Below are 18,180 nucleotides of genomic sequence, written 5' to 3'. Positions count from 1 at the left end.
GTCGCGACGCGCAGCAGCAGCGCGGCCGAATCGAGCTGCGCGTCGCGCCCCTGCGCCCACAGGCGCGGCAGCGCCGCGGCCGCGGCGGGCAGCAGCACCAGCGTGCGTTCGAGTGGCGCGAGATGCGCCCAGCGGCGCGCCCAGTCGTCCCACTGCGCGGCGTCGAAACCGGTCGACGCGAGCGATGCTGCGGCAAGCCGCGCGGGCGAACACTCCCAGAGCCTGGCGGCCGTCTGTTCCAGCGTTGCCTCGTCGGCAAGCGCGATTGCATCGGCGCCGCGGTAGCGCAGGCGGCCGTCGGCGATCTGCGTGATCCGCGATTCGAGCACCGGCACGCCCCAGTCGAGCGATCGCTCGGCGACGCCGCCCGCGCGTTTCGCGTCGGCGCGGCGGCGCGCGAGCAGGCGCACCTCGTCCGCGTCGTAGCGGCGGCGCTTGGTCGCGCCGTCGGGCAGCGAGCGCAGCAGTCCGCGGCTCACATACGCATAGAGCGTGCTCACGCTGACACCGAGGGTGCCGGCGGCTTCCTGCGCGCTGAGGGATGTCATGCCGGTCGCTCCTGTCGGGGCGCATGAAGCGCTGCCCGGCTACAACTATTCGTTATGTATTGATTCGTGCAATCAAGATTGATTGCGCCTGTCGCGAATTCTAGACTCGATTCCGTTTCCCCTCCGACGCTGAGGCGCTCACTTCGCCATGACACCCGAACTCGCATTGACCCATCTGTGGCAACTCGCGCACGGCGACCGCGACGCGCTGGCCCGCGCGACCGTGACGGGCCGGGATCCGGCGCTGCCGTCGACGTTCCATGTCGGCACGCTCGCCGCGGCGACGATCGCGGCAGCCGGGCTCGCGGCGGCCGAATGCCACCGGCTTCGCACCGGCGTCGCGCAATCCGTCGACGTGTCGGTGCGCGACGCGCTGGTCGCGTTCCGCAGCGAACGCTACCTGCGCGTGGACGATGGCCCGCCGCCGGAGTTGCGTCACCCGGTGACGGGCTTCTTCGAGACGCGCGACGGGCGCTGGATCCAGTTGCACGCGAATTTTCCGCATCACCTGCACGGGATCCTCGACGTGCTCGGTTGCGGCGCGCAGCCGGCCGACGTTGCCGCGGCGATCCGCACGTGGGACGGCGCGGCGCTCGATACCGCGCTGGCCGAGGCCGGCCTGTGCGCGGCGTTGATCAGAACACCTGATGAATGGGCGGCGCACGAGCAGGCGCGCGCGATTGCGTCGCTGCCGCTGTTCGAGATCGAGCGGATCGGCGACGCGCCGGTCGAGCCAATCGGCCGCGGCGAGGCCGGCCAGCCGCTCGCGGGCGTGCGCGTGCTCGATCTCACGCGCATCATCGCGGGGCCGGTCGCAGGCCGCACGCTGGCGTCGCACGGCGCGCAGACGCTGCTCGTCAACGGCCCGCACCTGCCGAACATCGCGCCGCTCGTGATCGACAACGGGCGCGGCAAGCGTTCGACCTGGATCGACCTGCGCGATGCGGCTGGCGTCGATGCGCTGCACGCACTCGCGCGCGACGCGGATGTGTTCCTGCAGTCGTATCGGCCCGGCGCGCTCGCGGCGCGCGGTTTCGCACCGCAGGCGCTGGCGGAGTTGCGGCCCGGCATCGTGTGCGTGTCGGTGTCCGCATACGGGCACGCGGGGCCGTGGGCGAAGCGGCGCGGTTTTGACAGCCTCGTGCAGTCGGCGAGCGGGATCGCGTGGCAGGAGCAGCAGGCCGCGCACGCGAACCAACCGCGCCATCTGCCGTGCCAGGCGCTCGATCATGCGACGGGTTATCTCGCGGCGTTCGGCGCGATGATCGCGCTTGCGCGCCGGGCGCGCGAAGGGGGAAGCTGGCACGTGCGGCTGTCGCTCGCGCAGACGGGGAGCTGGCTGCAGTCGTTCGGCGCCGTGCCGGACGGCCTGCAGGCGCCCGATCTCGCGGCTGCCGACGTGCGTGACCGGATGGATCGCATCGCATCGCCGTTCGGCACGATCGATGCCGTGCGGCCGGCCGAGCGGTTGTCGGCGACGCCGCCGTCGTTCGCGCGGCCGCCCGTGCCGCTCGGCTCCGACGATGCGCACTGGCTGTGAGCGCCGGCGGCGCGGCTTGCGTTACTTGCGCAGCTCGACGACGAAGTCGTAGTAGTCGTTGCGGCAGTAGGTATCGGTCAGCTCGATCGCGCGCTGGTCCGACGTATAGCCGATCCGCGTGATCAGCAGCAGCGCGTCGTGCGGCGCGATGCCCATCTGTTCGGCGATCTCGTCGGTCGCGTTGACCGCGCGGAAATGTTGCAGCGCGCGCACGATCGGCGTGCCGCGCGCTTCGAGATAGCTGTACAGCGAACCGCCGATCGCCTGCGGATCGGGAATCAGCGTCGCGGGGAACGTCGAGTTCTCGACGGCCATCACGATGCCGTCGGCGAGGCGCAGGCGTTTCAGGCGCGTAACCGACGCGGCTGGCGAGAGTCCGAGCTGGATCACCTCGTCGCGGTTCGCGGGCTGGATCTCGCGGGCGATCCATTGCGAGCTCGGCTTGAAGCCGCGACGCTCGAGCATTTCGCTGAAGCTCGACAGCCGCGACAGCGGATCCTCATAGCGCGGCTGGATGAAATTGCCCGCGCCCTGCGTGCGGCGGATCAGGCCTTGCTCGACGAGCAGCGCGATCGCCTTGCGCGCGGTGATGCGCGACACGCCGAGTGCGTCGGACAGCACGCGCTCGGACGGCAGCGCCTCGCCGGCCGTCCAGCGATTGTCATGGATTGCGTCGCCGAGCTTGCGGGCGAGCTGCAGGTAGAGCGGCGTGTCGTTGTCGGGGTCGGGGCGCAGGTCCTGCCAGCGGTCGTCCGTGGGTGACTTCATGGAGTGGGTATCGATCAGGTTGCGGCCATTCTAAGTCATCATGCGGCGCCGTTATAACCGGTTTTTGCCGTGCGATAGGCCGGTGTCGCGCCGATTGACTACACTGATGCGTCGTATTCCATGCTTCGGCCGCGGTGCGCGGCCACGAATTCGCAGCGAGGAGCGCATGACAGACACGATCGCCACGGTCGTCCTGCCGGACGGCGAGACGATTCCGAAGCTCGGCCAGGGCACCTGGGAAATGGGCGAGCGGCCGGCCCGCCGCGCGGACGAGATCGCCGCGCTGCGCGAAGGCGTCGAACTCGGGATGACGCTGGTCGACACCGCCGAGATGTACGGCGAAGGCGCGACCGAGGCGCTCGTCGGCGAGGCGCTCGCCGGCCTGCGCGACGACGTGTTCCTCGTCAGCAAGGTCTACCCGCACCATGCGAGCCGGCGCGGCGTCGTCGCCGCGTGCGACGCGAGCCTCAAGCGCCTGCGTACCGATCGCCTCGACCTGTACCTGCTGCACTGGCGTGGCTCGGTGCCGCTCGAGGAGACGGTCGAGGGCTTCGAGGCGCTGCGACGCGCGGGCAAGATCCGTCACTGGGGCGTGAGCAATTTCGATACGGCGGACATGGCCGAGCTCGTCGACGACGCGGGCGGCGGCGCGTGCGCGACCAACCAGATCCTCTACAACATCGCGCGGCGCGGCCCGGAATTCGACCTGCTGCCGTGGCTTGCCGAACACCGGATGCCGGCGATGGCGTACAGCCCGGTCGATCACGGACGGTTGCCGAAGCGCTCGCCGCTCGACGAGATCGCGCGGCAGCGCGGCGTGTCGGTGATGCGTGTCGCGCTGGCATGGGTGCTCGCGCAGCCGGGCGTATTCGCGATTCCGAAGGCGTCGCGGATCGAACATGTGCGAGACAACCGTGCCGCGCTCGATTTCGTGTTGAGCGATGACGAGCGCGCGCAGCTTGACGCGTACTTCCGTGCGCCGCGTACCAAGCGCGCGCTCGAGATGCTCTGACGGCACCCGGCCGGGCAACGCTTCCGGTCAGTGGTTGCCTCCGGACGATCCGCCGTTGCCGTGACCGCCGCCGTTGCCGACACCGTTGGCACCGCCATTGCCGGCGCCACCACTGCCGTTGCCGTTGCCATTGCCGCCGCCATTGCCGTGACCGCCGTTGCCGCCGGCGCCACTGCCGTTGCCGCCACCGTTACCCGAGCCGCCACTGCCGGTGCCACCGCCATTGCCGTGGCCGCCGTTGCCGCCGGCGCCGCTGCCGTTACCGCCACCGTTACCCGAGCCGCCACTACCGGTGCCCCCGCCATTGCCGTGGCCGCCGTTGCCGCCGGCGCCACTGCCGTTACCGCCACCGTTACCCGAGCCGCCACTGCCGGTGCCCCCGCCATTGCCGTGACCACCGTTGCCGCCGTTACCCGCGCCGCCGCCACCATTACCGTGACCGCCGTTGCCACCACCGTCGCCATGGCCACCACCGTTGCCGTGGCCACCGCCATTGCCTTGGCCACCTCCGTCACCGCCGCCATGGCCACCATGTCCGCCATGGCCTCCGCCACCCGAAGTGCCGCCACCCGAAGTGCCGCCACCCGAAGTGCCGCCACCCGAAGTGCCGCCGCCCGAAGTGCCGCCGCCCGAAGTGCCACCACCCGAAGTGCCACCACCCGAAGTGCCGCCACCCGAAGTGCCGCCACCCGAAGTACCGCCACCCGAAGTGCCGCCACCCGAAGTGCCGCCGCCCGAAGTGCCGCCACCCGAAGTGCCGCCGCCCGAAGTGCCACCACCCGAAGTGCCACCACCCGAAGTGCCACCACCCGAAGTACCGCCACCCGAACCACTGTTGCCGGACGCATTGCCTCCGCGGCCTGTGCCGTTCGTACCGCCGGACGTTGCACCTGTCGCTCCGCCGACACCAGCAGGTCCGACAGCGCCGTTTCCGTTATTTCCGCCGCTCCCGCTCCCGCCGCCGGGGTTGCCGCCACTGCCGCTCGCGCCGGCACCGTGACCGCCGATGCCACCGCCGGCATAGACATGCACCGTGCATGCAGCCGGATTGGCTGCGCACGACGAAGCGTCGTCGACCAGCATCATGACGGTGTCGGCGTTGGCGACCGCGTCGGGCGCGGAGTCAGGCACCGAGTTCTGCGCGACTGCATACGAGCAGCAGCAGGCAAACGCGGCTGCGGCCATCAAGGTCGCGCGATAGCACCGTCCCGCCGCGCGGAACGGCTGTTTTGTCTTCATCATTATGGCCTCCCAATGCGCGCGAAGCCTCGTCGCCGCGCGGCTATCTACGTGTGGTGCAGGGGGCCAGTAAAGATTCGTTGTCCTTTCGGTGGCCGATTGCCTTCGGGCTGGCGCTTGAAGCCAGCCGCGAATGCGTATCGGCACGCGGGCCCGCCGTGCGAAGCCCTATCTGCGAGATTCGTGCCACCGGCTGTCTGCGCCCGTGGCGCAAGGCGCGCGCATGCATGCGATGGCGCATGCAACGTCGTTGCGGGAGTTTTGTTTCCGAAATGAAACGTCTGAACGATGCTCAGCGCGCCGGCGCGTCGGCCGCGCGCTGCCAGCGGTGGAACAGGATCGATGCGATCCAGCAGACGAGGAACAGCGCGACGATGCCGTAGCCGATCGAGCCGAAGCGTTCGCCGAGCGCATCGAGCGCGTCGCGCACGGGGCCCGTCAGCGACAGCTTGTCGGCGAGCAGGCCGGCAGCCTCGATCCCGCCGATCGCAAGCGCGACGGCCGCCGACACGAACGTGATGCTCGCGTTGTAGAGCAGCTTGCGCTTCGGATCGTCCATCGCCCAGCCGTACGCATGCATCATCAGCACGTTGTCGGTCGAGTCGATCAGCGTCATGCCAGCGGTGAACAAGGCGGGAAACAGCATGACCGTATAGACCGGCAACCCCTGGCTCGCCTGTGCGGCGGCAATCGCGAGCAGGCCGATTTCGGTTGCAGTATCGAAACCTAACCCGAACAGCACGCCGACCGGATACATGTGCCAGCTCTTCGACACGAACCGGAACAGCGGGCGCAGCAGCCGCGACACGAGTCCGGCCGGGCGGTGCACGTGCGCGGCGCCGTGCGCGTGCTCCGGCGCGCCGCGATAACGCCGCCACACGTCGCGCAGGATCATCAGGTTCACGCACGCGAGCACGAGCAGGAAGGTGGCCGATACCGCCGTGCCGATCGTGCCGCCGATCTCGCGAAACGCGTCGAACCTGTCGCGCAGCGCGAACGCGGTCAGCGCGATGCCGAGCGTCGCGGCGATCACGATCGTCGAATGGCCGAGCGAGAAGAACAGCCCGACGCTCACCGGACGCTGGCCGTCCTGCATCAGCTTGCGCGTCGCGACGTCGATCGCGGCGATGTGATCGGCGTCGACCGCATGACGCAACCCGAGCCCGTACGCGATCGCCGCGGTGCCGAGCAGCAACGGATGGTCGCGCAGCACCGCGAGCGCCCACAGCCAGACGGCGACGTTCGCGGCGATCAGGCCGGCATAGAGGGTCAGCAGGCGGCGCAGGGCTGCGGTGGGCGGCATCGGGACGGTTCCATCGGACGAATCGCATTGCATTGTGGCATGCGAGAAAAACGCGTGGCGGGCCGATCAAAAAGCCGCGAGCGGTGCGCATCGGAAAAAAAGCCCGTCCGGCGGAACCGGACGGGCTTTGCACGATACGGCAGGGCGCAAGCGCCCGGCGCGTTACTTCGTCTTCGCGTTGATCACGCCTTCCGATACGTTGGCCGGCGTTTCCGCGTAGTGCTTGAACTCCATCGAGTACGTCGCGCGGCCCTGCGTGGCCGAACGCAGCGATGTCGAATAGCCGAACATCTCCGCGAGCGGCACTTCGGCGCGCACGAGCTTGCCGCCGCCGCCCGCGATGTCCTCCATCCCCTGCACGATGCCGCGCCGGCTCGACAGGTCGCCCATCACGTTGCCCATGAAGTCCTCGGGCGTTTCGACCTCGACGGCCATCATCGGCTCGAGCAGCACCGGCTTCGCGCGGCGCATCGCTTCCTTGAACGCCATCGAGCCGGCCATCCGGAACGCGTTTTCGTTCGAGTCGACGTCGTGGTACGAGCCGAACGTCAGGTGAACCTTCACGTCGACGACCGGGTAGCCCGCGAGCACGCCGCTCTTCAGCGTTTCGGTGATGCCCTTGTCGACGGCCGGGATGAATTCGCGCGGAATCACGCCGCCCTTGATCTCATCGAGGAACTCGTAGCCCTTGCCCGGGTTCGGCTCGAGCGTGATCACTGCATGGCCGTACTGACCGCGGCCGCCCGACTGCTTGACGAACTTGCCCTCGACGTCGGACGCGGTCGTGCGCACCGTCTCGCGATACGCGACCTGCGGCTTGCCGACCGTCGCTTCGACGCCGAACTCGCGCTTCATCCGGTCGACCAGGATTTCGAGGTGGAGCTCGCCCATCCCCGAAATGATCGTCTGGCCGGACTCTTCGTCCGTCTGCACGCGGAACGACGGGTCTTCCTGCGCGAGGCGGTTCAGCGCGAGGCCCATCTTTTCCTGGTCGGCCTTCGTCTTCGGCTCGACGGCCTGCGAGATCACCGGCTCCGGGAATTCCATCTTCTCGAGGATGATCGGCTTGGTCGGATCGCACAGCGTGTCGCCCGTCGTGGCTTCCTTCAGGCCGACGGCCGCCGCGATGTCGCCCGCGCGCACTTCCTTGATTTCCTTGCGTTCGTTCGCGTGCATCTGCAGGATCCGGCCGAGCCGTTCCTTCTTGTCCTTCGTCGCGTTGAGCACCGTGTCGCCGGATTCGACGACGCCCGAATACACGCGGAAGAAGATCAGCTGGCCGACGAACGGGTCGGTCATGATCTTGAACGCGAGCGACGAGAACGGCTCGTCGTCGCTCGGATGACGTTCCGCCGGCTTTTCCGGATCGGCGAAGTCGTGGCCGAGGATCGCAGGCACGTCGACCGGCGACGGCAGGTAGTCGATCACCGCGTCGAGCATCGCCTGCACGCCCTTGTTCTTGAACGCGCTGCCGCACAGCATCGGCACGATCTCGTTCGCGATCGTGCGCTTGCGCAGCGCGGCCTTGATCTCGTCCTCGGTCAGCGATTCATGGTCGTGCAGGTACTTCTCGAGCAGTTCCTCGCTCGCTTCCGCCGCGGCCTCGACCATCTTCTCGCGCCATTCGTGCGCGAGCTCGACGAGATCCGCGGGGATCTCCTCGTACGAGAACTTCACGCCCTGGCTTTCGTCGTCCCAGACGATCGCCTTCATCTTCACGAGATCGACGACGCCCTGGAAATGATCTTCCGCGCCGACCGGAATCTGGATCGGCACGGCGACGCCCTTCAGGCGCTCGCCGATCTGCCGCTGCACGCGGAAGAAGTCGGCGCCGACGCGGTCCATCTTGTTGACGAACGCGATGCGCGGCACCTTGTACTTGTTCGCCTGGCGCCACACGGTTTCGGACTGCGGCTGCACGCCGCCGACCGAGTCGTAGACCATGCACGCGCCGTCGAGCACGCGCATCGAGCGTTCGACCTCGATCGTGAAGTCGACGTGGCCCGGGGTATCGATGATGTTGATCCGGTGTTCCGGATAGTTGCCGGCCATGCCTTTCCAGAAGGCCGTGGTCGCCGCCGACGTGATCGTGATGCCGCGTTCCTGCTCCTGCTCCATCCAGTCCATCGTGGCCGCGCCGTCGTGCACTTCACCGATCTTGTGGCTCACGCCGGTATAAAACAGGATGCGCTCGGTCGTCGTGGTCTTGCCGGCATCGATGTGAGCGCTGATCCCGATATTGCGATAGCGCTCGATGGGGGTTTTGCGGGGCACGTGAACCTCCTGGTGGTTCGGATCGTAAGCGGGCAGGCTGGGCCGGCCCGGGTTTGGAACAAGCGAGACTTAAAGCATAGCGCTTGCGCGTGGCTTTTGCAGATGCGGCCAGCGCCGGCGGAATCAAGCCGGGCAGCGTCGGCCGCCGGCGAAAAAAAAGCCGGCGCGCAACGGGCAGCCGGCTTCGGTCGGGGCGCGGCGCGAGGCCGCGGACCGCCGTTACTGGGCCTTCGGCAGGCCTTCGAGCTTCATGCCGGGCTTGATGCCCTTCGCGGCGAACCAGCCCTTGCTCATTTCGAGCGCATAGACGCCGTTGTTGCGCGGGCAGTGGTTGTCGGTCGTCTCTGCCTTCATCTCGTCGATGTCGGTGATCGTGCCGTCCGCGCGGATGAACGCGATCGACAGCGGGATCAGCGTGTTCTTCATCCAGAAGCAGTGCACGGCATTCTCGTTGAACACGAACAGCATGCCTTCGTTCGGCGCGAGCTGCGAACGGTACATCAGCCCCTGTTCGCGGTCGGCGTCGTTTGCGGCGACGGCCGCGTCGATCACGTACATGCCGGCGCGCAGCTTCACGTGCGGGAACTCGCTCGGCTGCTTGGCGCCGGGCGGCATCTGCGCGCTGGCGGCCTGCATGCCGAGCGCGAGGACGGCGAGCGCGGCGGGAAACACGGCGGCGCGCGCAAGGCGGCCGAGCGACGAGCGCAGGGAGAATTGCACAGCAAGGCTCCTATCTGGAAAACGAGACCCGAATGGTACGCGATGCGCGCCGGCGGGCACAAAAAAGAAAAAGGCAGATCGCCTTGCGGTGATCTGCCTTTCAACGCCGTAAGAACGGCAAGACTGCGTGTTCTTGACTGCGTTATTACAACTTGCTTGCTTAGTTCGAAGCAGCTGCCGGGGCTTCGGCTTCGCTAGCTGCCTTCTTCGCAGCGTGGTGCTTCTTCGCTGCGTGGTGCTTCTTGTGCGTTGCCTTCTTAGCCGGTGCCGAAGCAGCTTCTGCCGGAGCAGCAGCAGCCGGAGCGGCCGGAGCCGAAGCTTGTGCGAAAGCAGCCGTTGCGAAGAGACCAGCGACCAGAGCGGCGATCAGTTTGTTCATGTTGTGTTCCTCAGCTTTAGTTAATTAACCAAATGACCCGGCATAGGAGTCATGACGTCTAACGGTGCCATCCACCTTTCGGTTGACAGACGCTTCGAGAAATTTCTCATTGCGCTGCGGGCGCCGAATCGTATTCGAAAAAGACGTCGCTTTCGTGACGCAAACACGTTCGGCTGCCGATACCGGATAGCTCAGAGTGGCATCTGCGTGGTTTAACGCGCGATCTTTGCAGGTGGTTGACGAAACAGACGACGAAAAAAATCGTGCGTCCCGAATCCGTCATCCGGCGGGCGCGAAACCGTCCCACGGCGCGCGCGGCGGCAGTGCGATTGTTTCGCCTGGTGCAATGCCGAGCGCGAATATATCCAGCGCGCCGATGCCGACGCGCACCAGACGCAACGTCGGGAAGCCGACGGCCGCCGTCATCCGGCGCACCTGCCGATTCTTGCCTTCGGTGATCGCGAGCTCGATCCACGTGGTCGGGATCGCGGCACGATAGCGGATCGGCGGGTTGCGCGGCCACAGCGCGTCGGGTGGCTCGATGAATTCGGCGCGGCACGGGCGCGTCACGTAGTCGCCAAGATCGACGCCGCGTGCGAGCGCCTTCAGGTCGGCGGGGCCGGGCGCACCTTCGACCTGCGCCCAGTAGCGCTTGACGAGCTTGTGGCGCGGCTCCGCGATGCGCGCCTGCAGTGCGCCGTCGTCGGTGAGCAGCAGCAAACCCTCGCTGTCCGCGTCGAGCCGGCCGGCTGCATAGACGCCGGGCGTTTTTACCCAGTCGCCTAGCGACGGCCGCGTCTCGTGCGCGGAAAACTGGCAAATCGTGCCGAACGGCTTGTTGAGGGCGATCAGGTTCATGGCGGGGCGCCCGCCCGGCGGGCCGCAGCAAGCGGGCAGGGCGGTCTATGGCAAATGGCGGAATCTTAATGCATAATACGGAACGGCAAGTCCTCTGTCTTATATAAGACATAAGTGAGGTCTTGATACGCAGTGCCGCGCTTCATGCCGAAGTGCCCGGTTGGGGCGCTAGAATAGCGGCTCGCTGTTGCCGTCACGGGGTGGCCATGCCGCGCCCCCGTCGCGCGCGCAGCTTCGACCAGCATCACCTGCTCAGCCACGTCACTGGAGTCGATCATGCCGTATCAGCACATCAAGGTTCCGGAAGGCGGTGACAAGATCACCGTCAACAAGGACTTCTCGCTCAACGTTTCCGATCAGCCGATCATTCCCTATATCGAAGGCGACGGTACGGGCTTCGATATCACGCCGGTCATGATCAAGGTCGTCGATGCGGCGGTCGCGCATGCCTACAAGGGCAAGCGCAAGATCCACTGGATGGAGATTTTCGCGGGCGAGAAGGCGACGAAGGTGTACGGTCCGGACGTGTGGCTCCCGGACGAAACGCTGCAGGTGCTGAAGGAATACGTGGTGTCGATCAAGGGGCCGCTCACGACCCCGGTCGGCGGCGGCATCCGTTCGCTGAACGTCGCGCTGCGCCAGGAACTCGACCTGTACGTGTGCCTGCGCCCGGTCCAGTACTTCAAGGGCGTGCCGTCGCCGGTGCGCGAGCCGCAAAAGATCGACATGGTGATCTTCCGCGAGAACTCGGAAGACATCTACGCGGGCATCGAATGGGCCGCGGGCTCCGAGCAGGCGAAGAAGGTGATCAAGTTCCTGCAGGACGAGATGGGCGTGAAGAAGATCCGCTTCCCGGAAACCTCGGGGATCGGCGTCAAGCCCGTGTCGACCGAAGGCACCGAGCGCCTCGTGCGCAAGGCGATCCAGTACGCGATCGACAACGATCGCAAGTCGGTCACGCTGGTGCACAAGGGCAACATCATGAAGTTCACGGAAGGCCTGTTCCGTGACGCCGGCTACGCGCTGGCGCAGAAGGAGTTCGGCGGCGAGCTGATCGACGGCGGCCCGTGGATGCGCGTGAAGAACCCGAAGACGGGCAACGAGATCGTGATCAAGGATTCGATCGCCGACGCGTTCCTGCAGCAGATCCTGCTGCGTCCGGCCGAATACGACGTGATCGCGACGCTGAACCTGAACGGCGACTACATCTCCGACGCGCTGGCCGCGCAGGTCGGCGGCATCGGGATCGCGCCGGGCGCGAACCTGTCGGATTCGGTCGCGATGTTCGAGGCGACGCACGGTACCGCGCCGAAGTACGCGGGCAAGGATTACGTGAACCCGGGTTCCGAGATCCTGTCGGCGGAAATGATGCTGCGCCATCTCGGCTGGACGGAAGCGGCCGACACGATCATCGCGTCGATGGAGAAGTCGATCCTGCAGAAGCGCGTCACGTACGACTTCGCGCGCCTGATGGAAGGCGCGACGCAGGTGTCGTGCTCGGGCTTCGGCGAAGTGCTGATCGAGAACATGTAAGCCCCTTCCGGGGTGGGCCGGAGCATTCCGGCCGCTCCGGCGCCTACTGCCGGCGCCGGGGCGTTTCGTGGATGGCAGGTTTGTTGGCAGGGCGGTCCGGCATCCGGGCCGCGGCGCCGCGATGCGGCCCGGATGCCCTGCAAGGTAGAACATGACGGCCCTCGCAATACCACCGCCCGGCTGAGCCGGCGCGGCCCCATTCGCGACCGATCCGGTCGCCCCTCCGCCGGTTATCGCCGGCGATCTTCAGTTCCAATATTCACGTAGCAACGCATCGACCATGTCCACTTCGCCCAAGATCATCTATACCCTCACCGACGAAGCGCCCGCGCTCGCGACCTATTCGCTGCTGCCGATCGTCAAGGCCTTCACGCGTTCGTCCGGCGTCGCCGTCGAAACGCGCGACATCTCGCTCGCCGGCCGCATCGTCGCGGCATTCGCAGACATCCTGCCGCCGGAGCAGAAGGGTTCCGACGATCTGGCGGAGCTGGGCCAGCTCACGCTGAAGCCGGAAGCGAACATCATCAAGCTGCCGAACATCAGCGCGTCGGTGCCGCAGCTCAAGGCCGCGATCGCCGAACTGCAGGCGCAGGGCTACAAGCTGCCGGCCTATCCGGAAGACCCGTCGACCGACGAGGAAAAGGCTGTCAAGGCCCGCTACGACAAGATCAAGGGCAGCGCGGTGAACCCGGTGCTGCGCGAAGGCAACTCCGACCGCCGCGCGCCGCTGTCGGTCAAGAACTACGCACGCAAGCATCCGCACAAGATGGGTGCGTGGCAGGCCACGTCGAAGGCGCATGTCGCGCACATGAGCGAAGGCGACTTCTACGGCAGCGAGAAGTCGGCGCTGATCGCCGATGCGGGCAGCGTGAAGATCGAACTCACGACGACCGATGGCGCGAAGAAGGTGCTGAAGGAAAAGACGGCCGTGAAGGCCGGTGAAGTCATCGACGCATCGGTGATGAGCCGCAACGCGCTGCGCAGCTTCATCGAAGTACAGATCGCCGATGCGAAGGCGCAGGGCGTGCTGTTCTCGGTGCACCTGAAGGCGACCATGATGAAGGTCTCCGATCCGATCCTGTTCGGCCATTTCGTGTCGGTGTTCTACCGCGACGCGCTCGCGAAGCACGCCGACGTGCTGGCGCAGGTCGGTTTCAACCCGAACAACGGGATCGGCGACCTGTACGCGCGCCTGAAGGACCTGCCGGCCGACACGCGCGAAGCGATCGAAGCCGACGTCAAGGCCGAATACGCGGTGCGCCCGCGCCTCGCGATGGTCAACTCGGACAAGGGCATCACGAACCTGCACGTGCCGAGCGACGTGATCGTCGACGCGTCGATGCCGGCGATGATCCGCGAGTCGGGCTGCATGTGGGGTCCGGACGGCGAACTGTACGACGCGAAGGCCGTGATTCCGGACCGCTGCTACGCGGGCGTCTACCAGGCCGTGATCGAGGACTGCAAGCAGCACGGCGCATTCGATCCGGTCACGATGGGCAGCGTGCCGAACGTCGGCCTGATGGCGCAGGCGGCCGAAGAATACGGTTCGCACGACAAGACGTTCCAGATTCCTTCGGACGGCGTCGTGCGCGTCACCGATGAAGCCGGCAACGTGCTGCTCGAGCACGCGGTCGAGTCGGGCGACATCTGGCGCATGTGCCAGACGAAGGACGCGCCGGTGCAGGACTGGGTCAAGCTCGCGGTGAACCGCGCGCGCGCGACCGGCGTACCGGCCGTGTTCTGGCTCGATCCGGCGCGCGCGCACGATGCGCAGATCATCGCGAAGGTCGAACGCTACCTGAAGGATCACGACACGAACGGCCTCGACATCCGCATCATGACGCCGGAAGACGCAACCCGCTTCTCGCTCGAGCGCATCCGCGCGGGCAAGGACACGATCTCGGTCACCGGCAACGTGCTGCGCGACTACCTGACCGACCTGTTTCCGATCATGGAGCTCGGCACCAGCGCGAAGATGCTGTCGATCGTGCCGCTGATGGCCGGTGGCGGGATGTTCGAGACGGGTGCGGGCGGTTCCGCGCCGAAGCACGTGCAGCAGTTCGTCGAGGAAGGCTTCCTGCGCTGGGATTCGCTCGGCGAATTCCTCGCGCTGGCAGCGTCGCTCGAACACCTCGGCCACGCGTACCAGAACCCGAAGGCGGTCGTGCTCGCGAAGACGCTCGACCAGGCGACCGGCAAGTTCCTGGACGAGAACAAGTCGCCGGCGCGCAAGGTCGGCGGCCTCGACAACCGCGGCAGCCACTTCTACCTGTGCCTGTACTGGGCGCAGGCGCTCGCCGAGCAGACCGAGGACGCCGCGCTGAAGGCGCAGTTCGAAGGCGTGGCGAAGGCGCTGTCCGGCAGCGAAGCGCGCATCCTGGAAGAACTGGCGGCCGCGCAGGGCAAGCCGCAGGCCATCGGCGGCTACTACCGTCCGAACGTCGATCTGACGAGCCAGGCGATGCGCCCGAGCGCGACGCTGAACGGCATCGTCGACGCGGTCGCCTGACGCCGGCCGCGCAATCGCGCGGGCCAGCGCGGGAGTCGGCGCGGCGGGTTTCTCCGTCCGCCGCTCCACGCAAAAGAAAAAACGCCCCGGACGCCGGGGCGTTTTTCGTTGCAGGCTTGCCATTCAGACGTGAACGATTTCCCACTCGGCGATTTCGTGCGGTACTTCGAGCGTCGCCGTGTCCATGTCGGACAGTTGCGGGCAGTCGCCGCGGGAGATGTGATCGGCTGCCACTTCGGGGCACGAGAACGCGCCGAGCAGGGCGTTGCCGAACGTCGCTTCCCAGCCGCCGTTACCCGGCAGGATGTAGAACGACCCGAGCGCTGAACCAAAGCGAAATCCCTTCATTTCCGTTCTCCCTTTCTGATCACATGCGATTCTGTTGTGCCGCCTGCCGGCTCGGCCGGCCATGGCCCGACTGGCTGCTTTCGCCGGGTTCCGTATCGAACGTCGTGGCGAAGCGTCAGTGCATGGAACAAAGTCTACGTCCGCGACCCGGTCGGATGGTGCGTGTAGAACGGCTTCTCGAAACAAAAAATCCCGTTTAAAAACATTGCGTTATTTCTGCCGTTTTGTATTGCGGAACGTTTTTTGGCATCGCGAAACAGGAAATTTGTGCCCTGCACCAAGAATTTTTACAACGCAGAGACTTGTTCCGCATCGTGAAATATTTGCGGTTTCGCGGGATGACGCGACGAGCGTCAATGCAGGGCCAATGCAGGGACGAACGGCAGGCGCCAAGCGGTGGCCAGGAGTCCGTAATCGGAGCGGATGAGTGGCGGCGGTCGCCGGTGAACCGGCGTACAGCGCTGCTCGATGATGCCGGCGGATGCGTATCGAATTCGGTGTGGCAGCGCCGCGCGCTGCCGCGTATTGCCGCCCGACCGGCGGCGGCGCGTTTCGATGGGGCTCGCGGTTATGATGACGCGGGCATCAGGTTTCGCGTCGCGCATCGGCATTCGAGCCGGCCGGCGCGGGTGTCGCGGCTGCCGCGCGACGCAGCATGGATAACGAGGAACGATTGATGATACGGAGAACCTTCTTGTCGCGCGCCATCGGTGTCGCGGCCGCGTCGCTGTTCGCGCGCACCGCGTGGGCGCAGCATGCCGGTCATGAGGGCATGGCCGGCATGGATTCGATGGACGACATGCCCGGCATGTCAGGGATGTCGGGTCACGCGCAGCACGTCAAGCCCGCGCCGGCCGCGCGCGGGGCCCCCGCCGCGCTGCCGGCCGGCGCGCCGCTCGCGACGTTGCGCACGCTCGCGAACGAAAGCCGCGAGCCCGGCACGTTCCGGGCCACGCTGGTGGCGCAGCCCGTTGCGCGGCCGATGCTGCACGGTGCGCGGCCGACCACCTTCTGGCAGTTCGGTGCGGGCACGCAGGGCCCCGTCGTCGGCCCGCTGATCGACGTGCGCGAGGGCGACACGGTCGAGATCCGGTTCGTGAACAAACTGCCGCAGCCGTCGACGATCCACTGGCACGGGCTGCCCGTGCCGCCCGATCAGGACGGCAATCCGTCCGATCCGGTCGCGCCCGGCGCGTCGCGCGTGTACCGCTTTACGTTGCCGAAGGGCAGCGCCGGCACCTACTGGTACCACCCGCATCCGCACATGATGACGGCCGAGCAGGTGTTTCGCGGGCTGGCCGGCCCGTTCGTCGTGCGCGCCGCGGACGATCCGCTCGTCGGCTGGCCCGAGCGCAACCTGTTCGTGTCGGACCTGAAGCTTGCGCGCGACGGCACGATTGCACCGAACGACATGATGGACTGGATGAACGGCCGTGAAGGTCAGTTCGTGCTGGTCAACGGCGCACGCCGACCGCGGATCGACGTCGCCGGCGACGAGCGTTGGCGGGTATGGAATGCGTGCAGCGCGCGCTACCTGCGCGTCGCGTTCGACGACGGTCGTGCGTTCGAGCACGCGGGCACCGACGGCGGGCTGTTCGACGCACCGCGCCGTGTGACGTCGCTGCTGATTGCGCCGGGCGAGCGCGCGGAGTTGCTGATGCGCGCCGGCGATCGTGCGTCGCGTGCGGTGCTGCAGGCAGCCGAATACGACCGGCGCAAGATGGCGATGTCGCACGACGACGGCCACGGCAGCCTGCCGCCCGATCCGGCGCTGGCGCTGGCCGATGTCGCGTTTGCGCCCGCCGAGGCGCGCACGCTGCCCGCCGTGCTGCGCGCGGTGCCGCTGCTGGGCGAACCGGTTGCGCACAAGACGGTCGAGTTCGGCGAAGAAATGGACATGGACGCGATGATGAAGGGCGCGGCGCACGGCCGCCCGGCGGGCATGCGCTTCACGATCAACGGCGAGACCTACGCGCCGCACCGCGCGACGCTGACGAGCCGTCGCGGCGACGTCGAGCGGTGGGAGATTCGCAATACCACCGACATGGATCACCCGTTCCACCTGCACGGCACGCAGTTCCAGGTGACCGAGCGCGCGTCGGGCGGCTCGCGCTCGAGCGAACCGTTGCGCGCATGGCGCGATACCGTGAATGTGCGCAGCGGCGAAACCGTGACGATTCTCGTCACGCAAGACATGCCCGGCGAGCGCATGTTTCATTGCCACATTCTCGAACACGAGGATCTCGGCATGATGGGCACGCTCAAGGTCGTGTAACGAAACGGTGAATATGTTTCACATGCCGGATAGGTATTCGATCTGCATGCGTGACAAGACAATGCATGTTCAATTATCGGGATTGAACGAAAAGGCCGGCCAATCGATTATCGATTGGCCGGCCTGAAAAAAAGAAACCCGGCGCAATGCGCCGGGTTTCTTCGTCCGATATCCGATGCCTTTATGCGGCCTGGATGTTCGACGCTTGCTTGCCCTTCGGTCCTTGAACGACGTCAAAGCTCACCTTCTGGCCTTCCTTCAGCGTCTTGAAGCCATTCATGGTGATAGCCGAGAAGTGCGCAAACAGATCCTCACCGCCCTCGTCGGGAGTGATGAAACCGAAGCCCTTCGCGTCGTTGAACCACTTAACGATACCAGTTGCCATACCTACTTCCCCTGTCACACAGTCGCTGCTACTTACCACGAGCACGCTCGAAAAGCTAAACGACCGGAAAATGCAGCCGTTCCCCCCTCACAAGCTCACCTCGGCCTCTTTCATTTCACCAACCGGCGATTTGAAAAAAGTGCCAGCTTGATTGTTGGCGCTCTTTATTGGAGTGTCAAGAGGAATTTTTAGACGTATGGAGGGCCGTTGTAAAGAACCCATTTTCAGGGTTTTTCCGGCTTTGCTTCGCAGCATGCGGCCAAGCGCGAGGACTTGAAAAGCCGCATAATCGGCTCATATACCAGGCTCGAGTGACACGCGTTCGAGTCGTCCCGGCTTGTGGGATACTGGATGCGGATGCGACGTTCCGGTGCGGTTCCCCCTGACGGTTCGTGTTCCGCGCCACGCGTGAAAGCCGGCACCGCAGCCGGCTTTCGTATGGCACGAAGAAGATCGCGTGTTCCGGGATACCGGGGAGGGCGCCGGCCG

The 18,180-nt window shown here is 66.4% G+C and carries 15 protein-coding genes; 5 read left to right on the top strand and 10 right to left on the bottom strand.

The features are described 5' to 3' along the window. A partial coding sequence (locus tag ACNQQL_RS15025) for a helix-turn-helix domain-containing protein (protein WP_347064563.1) occupies positions 1 to 548 on the bottom strand: 548 nt, incomplete at its 3' end. Between the two features lie 148 nt (positions 549 to 696). Between ACNQQL_RS15025 and ACNQQL_RS15020 the strand changes: the two genes are divergently transcribed. Then, a complete protein-coding gene (locus ACNQQL_RS15020; protein ID WP_347064562.1) occupies positions 697 to 2,088 on the top strand; it encodes a CoA transferase in 1,392 nt (463 codons plus the stop codon). A gap of 21 nt (positions 2,089 to 2,109) precedes the next feature. On the opposite strand, the gene ACNQQL_RS15015 is transcribed toward ACNQQL_RS15020, so the two are convergent. Next, positions 2,110 to 2,856 carry a GntR family transcriptional regulator gene (locus ACNQQL_RS15015; RefSeq protein WP_047898842.1) on the bottom strand — a complete coding sequence of 249 codons (747 nt, stop codon included), beginning with the start codon at positions 2,854 to 2,856 and terminating at the stop codon, positions 2,110 to 2,112. 166 nt (positions 2,857 to 3,022) lie between these two features. On the opposite strand from ACNQQL_RS15015, the gene ACNQQL_RS15010 reads away from it, so the two are divergent. Continuing rightward, a complete protein-coding gene (locus ACNQQL_RS15010) occupies positions 3,023 to 3,868 on the top strand; it encodes an aldo/keto reductase (RefSeq protein WP_347064561.1) in 846 nt (281 codons plus the stop codon). A 27-nt stretch (positions 3,869 to 3,895) separates the two neighbouring features. Here ACNQQL_RS15010 and ACNQQL_RS15005 read toward each other — a convergent pair whose 3' ends face one another. The 6 genes from ACNQQL_RS15005 to ACNQQL_RS14980 all read right to left on the bottom strand — a co-directional run bounded on the left by ACNQQL_RS15005 (position 3,896) and on the right by ACNQQL_RS14980 (position 10,641). After that, positions 3,896 to 5,110 (bottom strand): hypothetical protein, encoded by a 1,215-nt coding sequence (locus ACNQQL_RS15005; protein ID WP_347064560.1) that lies wholly within the window; start codon positions 5,108 to 5,110, stop codon positions 3,896 to 3,898. A gap of 289 nt (positions 5,111 to 5,399) precedes the next feature. Then, the gene (locus tag ACNQQL_RS15000; protein WP_347064559.1) at positions 5,400 to 6,410 is read right to left on the bottom strand and encodes a HoxN/HupN/NixA family nickel/cobalt transporter; all 1,011 of its coding nucleotides are present in this window, start codon (positions 6,408 to 6,410) and stop codon (positions 5,400 to 5,402) included. 162 nt (positions 6,411 to 6,572) lie between these two features. Continuing rightward, positions 6,573 to 8,684, bottom strand: a complete 2,112-nt coding sequence (gene fusA, locus ACNQQL_RS14995) for an elongation factor G (RefSeq protein WP_347064558.1) — start codon at positions 8,682 to 8,684, stop codon at positions 6,573 to 6,575. A 219-nt stretch (positions 8,685 to 8,903) separates the two neighbouring features. Next, a complete protein-coding gene (locus ACNQQL_RS14990) occupies positions 8,904 to 9,404 on the bottom strand; it encodes a DUF192 domain-containing protein (protein ID WP_034178832.1) in 501 nt (166 codons plus the stop codon). Between the two features lie 160 nt (positions 9,405 to 9,564). Further along, positions 9,565 to 9,783, bottom strand: coding sequence for a hypothetical protein (locus ACNQQL_RS14985; protein WP_072444916.1), 219 nt, complete (start codon positions 9,781 to 9,783; stop codon positions 9,565 to 9,567). A gap of 279 nt (positions 9,784 to 10,062) precedes the next feature. Continuing rightward, positions 10,063 to 10,641 (bottom strand): pseudouridine synthase, encoded by a 579-nt coding sequence (locus ACNQQL_RS14980; protein ID WP_034178831.1) that lies wholly within the window; start codon positions 10,639 to 10,641, stop codon positions 10,063 to 10,065. 276 nt (positions 10,642 to 10,917) lie between these two features. On the opposite strand from ACNQQL_RS14980, the gene icd reads away from it, so the two are divergent. After that, positions 10,918 to 12,174 carry an NADP-dependent isocitrate dehydrogenase gene (gene icd, locus ACNQQL_RS14975; protein WP_034178829.1) on the top strand — a complete coding sequence of 419 codons (1,257 nt, stop codon included), beginning with the start codon at positions 10,918 to 10,920 and terminating at the stop codon, positions 12,172 to 12,174. A gap of 280 nt (positions 12,175 to 12,454) precedes the next feature. Then, positions 12,455 to 14,683 (top strand): NADP-dependent isocitrate dehydrogenase, encoded by a 2,229-nt coding sequence (locus tag ACNQQL_RS14970; RefSeq protein WP_347064557.1) that lies wholly within the window; start codon positions 12,455 to 12,457, stop codon positions 14,681 to 14,683. A gap of 123 nt (positions 14,684 to 14,806) precedes the next feature. Here ACNQQL_RS14970 and ACNQQL_RS14965 read toward each other — a convergent pair whose 3' ends face one another. Then, the gene (locus ACNQQL_RS14965; RefSeq protein WP_034178827.1) at positions 14,807 to 15,031 is read right to left on the bottom strand and encodes a hypothetical protein; all 225 of its coding nucleotides are present in this window, start codon (positions 15,029 to 15,031) and stop codon (positions 14,807 to 14,809) included. Positions 15,032 to 15,707: 676 nt separating this feature from the next. Here ACNQQL_RS14965 and ACNQQL_RS14960 point away from each other — a divergent pair. Continuing rightward, positions 15,708 to 17,306 carry a multicopper oxidase family protein gene (locus ACNQQL_RS14960; RefSeq protein WP_347064556.1) on the top strand — a complete coding sequence of 533 codons (1,599 nt, stop codon included), beginning with the start codon at positions 15,708 to 15,710 and terminating at the stop codon, positions 17,304 to 17,306. Between the two features lie 181 nt (positions 17,307 to 17,487). Here the strand turns inward: ACNQQL_RS14960 and ACNQQL_RS14955 are convergent, their stop codons facing one another. Beyond that, complete coding sequence (locus tag ACNQQL_RS14955) at positions 17,488 to 17,691, bottom strand: cold-shock protein (protein ID WP_006478030.1); 204 nt, start codon at positions 17,689 to 17,691, stop codon at positions 17,488 to 17,490. Positions 17,692 to 18,180 lie beyond the last annotated feature (489 nt).

It is taken from the genome of Burkholderia sp. LFS061, assembly GCF_047978125.1.
GTDB classification, from domain to species: Bacteria; Pseudomonadota; Gammaproteobacteria; order Burkholderiales; family Burkholderiaceae; genus Burkholderia; species Burkholderia pyrrocinia_C.
Note: the sequence above shows the minus strand (reverse complement) of the source record. Positions and strands in the feature narration are given on the sequence as shown.